The 6280-nt window shown below is 63.9% G+C and carries 5 protein-coding genes and 1 pseudogene; 2 read left to right on the forward strand and 4 right to left on the reverse strand.

Going from position 1 to position 6280, the window contains the following annotated elements; genetic code table 11:
• Positions 1-469: 469 nt before the first annotated feature.
• Together ACDELDRAFT_RS03165 and ACDELDRAFT_RS03170 are read left to right on the forward strand one after the other, a co-directional pair.
• Positions 470-1429: a Bug family tripartite tricarboxylate transporter substrate binding protein gene (locus tag ACDELDRAFT_RS03165; RefSeq protein ID WP_005793352.1), complete on the forward strand. Its 960-nt coding sequence runs from the start codon at positions 470-472 to the stop codon at positions 1427-1429.
• Between the two features lie 184 nt (positions 1430-1613).
• A complete protein-coding gene (locus ACDELDRAFT_RS03170) occupies positions 1614-2588 on the forward strand; it encodes a Bug family tripartite tricarboxylate transporter substrate binding protein (protein WP_005793353.1) in 975 nt (324 codons plus the stop codon).
• Between the two features lie 307 nt (positions 2589-2895).
• On the opposite strand, the gene ACDELDRAFT_RS03175 is transcribed toward ACDELDRAFT_RS03170, so the two are convergent.
• The 4 genes and pseudogenes from ACDELDRAFT_RS03175 to ACDELDRAFT_RS03190 form a co-directional block, all read right to left on the reverse strand.
• A complete protein-coding gene (locus ACDELDRAFT_RS03175; protein WP_005793354.1) occupies positions 2896-3405 on the reverse strand; it encodes a nuclear transport factor 2 family protein in 510 nt (169 codons plus the stop codon).
• An 11-nt stretch (positions 3406-3416) separates the two neighbouring features.
• The gene (locus tag ACDELDRAFT_RS03180) at positions 3417-3971 is read right to left on the reverse strand and encodes a nuclear transport factor 2 family protein (RefSeq protein WP_005793356.1); all 555 of its coding nucleotides are present in this window, start codon (positions 3969-3971) and stop codon (positions 3417-3419) included.
• A 2-nt stretch (positions 3972-3973) separates the two neighbouring features.
• A complete protein-coding gene (locus tag ACDELDRAFT_RS03185) occupies positions 3974-5407 on the reverse strand; it encodes an MmgE/PrpD family protein (RefSeq protein WP_005793358.1) in 1434 nt (477 codons plus the stop codon).
• Positions 5404-6245, reverse strand: a pseudogene (locus ACDELDRAFT_RS03190) (MFS transporter). Before ACDELDRAFT_RS03190 ends, ACDELDRAFT_RS03185 begins: the two are co-directional and overlap by 4 nt.
• Positions 6246-6280: the final 35 nt, after the last annotated feature.

Genomic DNA, 6280 nt, shown 5'->3' on the forward strand with positions numbered 1-6280 from the left:
GTGAATTGCGGATGGCATCTGTTGCCCTTGATCTCGGTTGCTTGAAGCACGACCTCTTGGCAGCTCACATGGACGACGTAGGGGTGCCGACCCGTGTTTCCTTACGCTTCCATCGATGATTGGCGCAACATGCATTATGTACAATGCATTATTTATCAAATACTAGGGTTATCCCTTGTTTTGGTTGCTGTATGGCGGTGCTGCCGTCAAACCGGGATGAGGTCATCAACCTGTGCGCGGGTTGACGCTGCTTTGGAGGTTGTATCTGTAGTGGCGGTACACAGGAGAGTTAGGCGGCAACACGCAGCGATCTCGGTGTTTTCCCTGGTAGCGATAGGCAACTTTTATTTCGACTGCAAATTATGCATGATGCATAATTTACGAGAACCACAAGATGGTCTTGCCAGAGGCCTCACCCTTCCTTGCGGAGTGCTGGCGAGAGAGCCCCGCGAAATTTGGAGACATACCTATGACCAGCAGGTTGCGCGTCTGGGCGATCGCTGCCCTTTTCCTATCCGGCGTGGGCGCGGCTCGGGCATTTCCGGATAGACCCGTAACAATGATCGTCCCATTCGGCGCTGCAACGGCGGTTGACCTGCATGCCCGAGACTTCGCTCAGGCGCTTGGCAGCGTGATCAGCCAACCGGTAATCGTTGATAACCGTGCGGGCGCGGAGGGTGCTATCGGTGCCATGGCGGTGCTCAATGCCAGGGCGGATGGCCACACCATCATGTTCACCAGCAGCTCTATTCCCGTGCTCGATCCGGTCATGAAGAAGTCCATGCAGTTCGATCCAATCAAGGACTTTGCGCCGATCTGCACCGTTGGAAGCACGAGCAATGTGATCAACATCACTGGCGTCAACCCGATCAAGACGGCGGCGGAACTCATTGCTGCGGCAAAGGCACAGCCGGGCAAGCTGACCTTTGCCTATTCCTCGGCTTCCACCCGCTTGGCTGGTGAACTGTTTCAGCAGGCGGCCGGCGTGAAGTTCACCAGCGTCCCCTACAAGGCCTCATCCAATGGCCTGGCCGACGTGGCGAGCGGCCAGGTTGATTTGTTCTTCATTGACGATATATCGGCCTCTCCCTTCTACCAGAACGGCAGGTTGCGTCCTTTGGCTGTTGCGGGATCGGATCGGATTCGCGCCTTGCCCAATACGCCTTCCGCCACGGAGATTGGCGTGCCGGCCTACAAGATTCACCCATGGTTCGGTGTCTATGTCTCGGCCAAGACGGCTCCCGATGTTGTTCATCAACTGCGCGACATCATGGCGAAGGCAATGAAGAGTCCCATCGCGAAGTCGAATCTGGAAAAGCGTGGCTTGAGTGCCATGCAGGTGTGCGGAGAGGCCATGACCAAGCTGCAGATGGATGAGATCGAACTGTGGCGCGACGTGACCAAGAAGGCCGGAATAGAGCCTCAATGAACTGCTTGGGGTGATCAGCAAACCGGCGTACCAAGCCACCTTCACCCACTATCACGCACATTCATTTCTTCCTCCCATTGATGCAGCCCTGCCCAGCATGGCTCGCTTCGACGCCATCCTGTCGCCCGGCCATAGAGGATGTGCTGGCGCGCCAAGTAATAACTACCGAAGGAGATGAACTGTAATGAAGACACGCAGATTGCTTGAAGTCCTCGTTGGGGCATCGGTATTGATCCTGACGCTGCCTGTAGCCATGGCGCAGCAGACGTCGTTGCCGGCGATGATTCGCATCATTGTTCCCGCAACACCCGGCTCTAGTACGGATGCTTATGCCCGCGCAGTTGCCGTGCAATTGGGTGAGCGTACGGGCAGCAGCGTCATTGTCGAGAACAAGCCTGGAGCATCCACTATGCTGGGCTCGGCGGCTGTGGCCAAAGGACCCAAGGATGGCTCCATGCTGCTGGTCAACTCAACGTCGCTGGTTTCGACAGGCGCCTCCATGAAGGAGCCCCCCCTGGATGTGGTGAAAGACCTTGTGCCGGTAGCAATACTGGAACAGAACCCCCTGGTGGTGGCCGTATCGACGAAAAGTGGCATCCGTACTCCGGCGGAGCTCGTGGCGGCAGCCCGAGCGACGCCGGACACCCTGACCCATGGCACGACGGGCATAGGTTCTATCGCCCACATTGCCCAGGAGCAATTCGACGATGCGGCCAAGATCCGGATCAAGCATGTACCCTATCGCGGCGCGTCTTTAGCGGTCATGGATATGGCTGGAGGCGTGATTGATATGGTCATCGCCACCCATACGACCGTGGCACCGGGCGTCAAAACTGGCCGAGCCCGGCTGATTGGCATTACTTCGCTGGCGCCAAACACTGCCTTTTCGGGGGTGCCAACCATGGCTTCGGTGGCTCCAGGATTTTCCTTGGACCTTTGGCTTGGCGTGTTTGCCCCAACCGGCACGCCGTCTCCGGTCGTCAATCGCCTTAATCGTGAAATCAACGAGATCGCGCGCAGTGACAAACTGCGCGAGATGATGGCCTCAGATGGAGGCGAGCCCGTAACGCTCGCGCCGGAGCAGATTGCACCGCGAATCAAGGAGTCCTTCGCAACCTTCCGGAAGCTAGCAGCGGAAAAAAATTTCGTTGCCGAGTGATAGCCAATTCGAGGCGTGCAGCATCGCGATTACTTGAGCCGGTTCGCCTTGATTGCCGAGCCGAGGATGGCGGCCCGTGAAGGCTCTGGAGGTGCGGCATTCAGCGGGTGGGTGAAGTCATCCCAAAGCGCAGATTGAGCAGCAACCCGAAATATGTGCTGCCCTGAGGGCGCATTTAATGTGACGCGAGCTTCATCACGGGGGCCGTTCTGTCGGTGGATGGCGGCAATACCGCAGGCAAACCTTCCCACTGAGGGCCTGACTGACCACTTGCCGCGCCGACGTCAAGAGAGCGGCGGGATGGTCACTACCCCGCGAACCCCGCCGGTAGGGCGTTCACCCGCTGGGCCAGCGTGGTAGCGAAGTTGGCGGAAACCTGGGCGCTCCAGTCCAGCGTGTGCAGCCGGGTGTCGATCTTCCACTCGCCCTGCCGGCACACCCACCGGTCCAGGTAACGCAGGCTGCGCGCCGCCACCTGATCCCCGCTTGCCGAAGGGTTCACCAGGAAGGCGATCGCATGGGTCTCGGTGCGCGCGGTGTCGGCATCGAGCTGCTCGAAGTGGAGGTTGCCCACGAAATGGCTGGCGATCTTGCAGGCGCCCGATTCGAAGTGGTTGAACAGCGCGATCTGCGCCACCAGCGCGTCCGCGCCCTGGACGGCGGCGCGCCCGTGGTAATGCGCCCTCACGTCTTCGGTGAAACAGCTGCGCACCAGCGCCTTGTTGCCGGTATCGGCCGCATGGAAGTAGCGCATGGCGACGTCGTGGATCGCCGCCCGATCCGCCAGTGCCTGCAGGGTTCTGGAAGGGTCTGCCATCCGTGTCCCGCTCAGGCGCCGCGCCCGGGTTCTCGCGCCAGCCGCCCACGCCGGATGGCGTAGACCGGGTCGTCCCGGTCCTTGGAGCCATGGCGGAATTGGTCGGCCTCGCGCATCGCCTCCACCACCTCGTCGACCCGGTTCCAGTCATCGGCCACCACGCGCTCGGCGATGCGCCACTGGCCCTGGCGGCGGGTGAAGCGGTCGACGAAACGCAGCGCCCGCACCCGGGTGTAGGCGCGGCCCGCGCGCTGGAAGGAACGGTAAGCCAGGATGTAGGACTCGGCGAATGCCGCATCGCTCTCGACCTCGATGCGGACATTGCCCAGAAAATGCATGGCAGTGTCCGGACCGGGCCGCACCCGCTCCACGATCGTGGCCGCCGCGTCCCGCCCGTAAGCGTTCCAGGTGCCGTGGTCATCTACCGCGTCCTCGTGGTAGCAACTGGCGATCAGATCGGTGTCGCACCGGTCCACGCCGCGGCAGTAGCGCGTCAGCACCTCATGGATGTCGCGTTCATCCAGCATCCGGAGCAGGCGCTGCTGCGTCGCGGTGTCGAAGTTCATTGTCACTTCTCCGGATTCGCCCACACCAGGGACCGCATCACGGCGGCGAAGTCGGGCACCTTTTCAAGGTTCAGCAGCGTGTCGATCGCCCGATCCGCGGTGGCGGGCGTGACCAGACCTTCGGTGAAGCGGCGGAACTTGTCCGCCAACTCCGCGTCGCTCATGTAGGTGGCGGGGTCGGGCGAGGGCGTGCCCTTGGGGAACTGCCGCTCGCCGACGAATTCCTGGCCGCGGGCGCGGATCGTCACCCGCGAGGGGCGGCTCGAGGCGTTGTGCGCCATCGCGCCGACCGCGTCCGGGTGGATCTCCAGGCGCACCTTCTCGCGCAGCGCCATCACCGAGGGATCGAACACCACCTGCGGGTCCTGCCAGCGCGGGCCGGGGGCGATGCGGTGGGCCGCCACCGCCAGGCCATGGGCGAAGTTGAACTGCGCGTCCTGCACCATGTGGATGTCGCGGAAGGTAAAGCTGGGCAGCACATAGGCCCAGGCTTCGCCCCACGAGGTGATCGACTCGATCTCGTCCACCTTGATGTCATGCCGCTGCACCAGGTCGATCAGGATGTCCAGCGGCGCATGCATCACGCGGCAGTGCGGATAGGGCTTGAACAGCAGCCGGCTCGGGAACATCCAGTCGCTGCCCAGGCCCTGGACCAGGCCCTCGGACTGCCAGCGGCGGGTGCCGATGAACCGCGGGTAGCCGAACTCCACGTCGTTGAGCAGTTGCAGGTCGCCGCGGTGGCCCAGGCCGCCCATCTCCGCCGCGGTCAGCGCCGATTGGGCCAGTGCGCCGGCCATCAGGTACTTGATAGTCGAAGGCGGCGAGTGGCGCAGCCAGGCGCCGTGCGCGTTGACCGGGCTGATGGCCGCCGCGATGCCCAGCGAGTTGGCGATCTCGGAAGCCTGCTGGCCATGGAGCTTGGCCGCCGAGGCGGTGGCGCCGAAGATGGCGGCGCTGTAGCCCAGCACCGGGGCCGTGGTCGCCTTGCCATCCTGGTGGTCACGGGTCTGGTCCATGATCAGGCCGAAGCGCACAGACATCTCGTGCGACACCGCCACCGCGGCGATCAGATCCTGGCCGCTGCGGCCCCGCGATTCGGCGACCGCGAGGGCGCCTGGCAGCACATAGGGGCTGACATGGCCGGGGGGCATCACCGAGTCCGCGTCGAGGGTGTTGATCATCTCGCCGTTGGCGAAGGCCGCGCCGAAGATGGAGGAGCGCCGGCCGGTGCCGATCACCGAGGCCGGGCCGTCGGTACCGCCGATGCTCGCGCCGCAAGCGATGCCCTGCTTGGCCTTGGGCTGATCCTTGGCCGCCAAGGCGCAGCCGATGGCGTCAAGGATGTCGCGCTTGCATTCCGCCACTACCTGGGGTGGCAGGCTGCTGTAGGAGGTCTGGGTGGCGAAGGCCGCCAGTTGTTCAATCAAAGATGTCATGGCGCGGGATTCCTTTCATGCGACACGTTTGGGTGGGAAGGGGTGGCCAGCCGCGCGTGCAAGCCGCGGGCGAGTCCGAGCCCAAGCAGCAGCAGCCCCAGGCTGGCGAAACTGAAAATCCAGCCATGCCCCACCCAGGCCAGGAGGGTGGCGCCCAGGGCCACGCCCAGGCTCTGGCCGGTGAAGTTGCAGGCGGAAAACAGCGACACCGCCAGTCCGGTGGCGTCCGCACTCAACTGGGTGGCCTGCACCTGCAGCGTGTTGTGCAGGGTGAAGAAGCCGAAACCTGCCAGCAGGCAGCCCAGGACCGCGAAGCTCCAGTGCGGCATCAGTGCCAGCAACGCATAGGCCAGGGCCAGGATCAGGCCCGCGACGCGGGGCATGTTCGGTGCCCGCAGGCACCGCAGCATGCGCACCGCGCTGCGGCTGAACGCGAAGCCGCCGGCGCCGAACAGCGCGGTGATCGCTCCGCCCGCGAGAAGGGAAAGCCCGAGTTGCGCATGCAGCACCGTGGGCACGAAGGCCAGGCTGCCGATGGCCAGCACCGCCTCCAGGAAGCTGGCGGCCATGACCGCGAGCGACCAGCGATCGGACAGCAGCGCCTTCAGTTGCTGCCGGTAAGCGGGGCGCCGTGTCTGCGGCGGGGCATCGGGCGGTGGGCTACCGGCAGGACCGCGGACCGCAGTGGCCTCGGGTCCGGTGGCGTGCCCCGTCGCCGTCCGCGGGCGCAGCAGCAGTGCCAGGCAGATCGCCGCAAGGAGGGGGCGAGCACCATGAAGGCGCCGCGCCAGCTGAGGAACTCGGCCATCAGGCCACCCAGCAGGGGCCCCAACACCATGCCGCAGACGGTAAAGCTCGAGTAGCGCGCCAGAA

This window comes from Acidovorax delafieldii 2AN, from assembly GCF_000175235.1.
GTDB classification, from domain to species: Bacteria; Pseudomonadota; Gammaproteobacteria; order Burkholderiales; family Burkholderiaceae_C; genus Acidovorax; species Acidovorax delafieldii_B.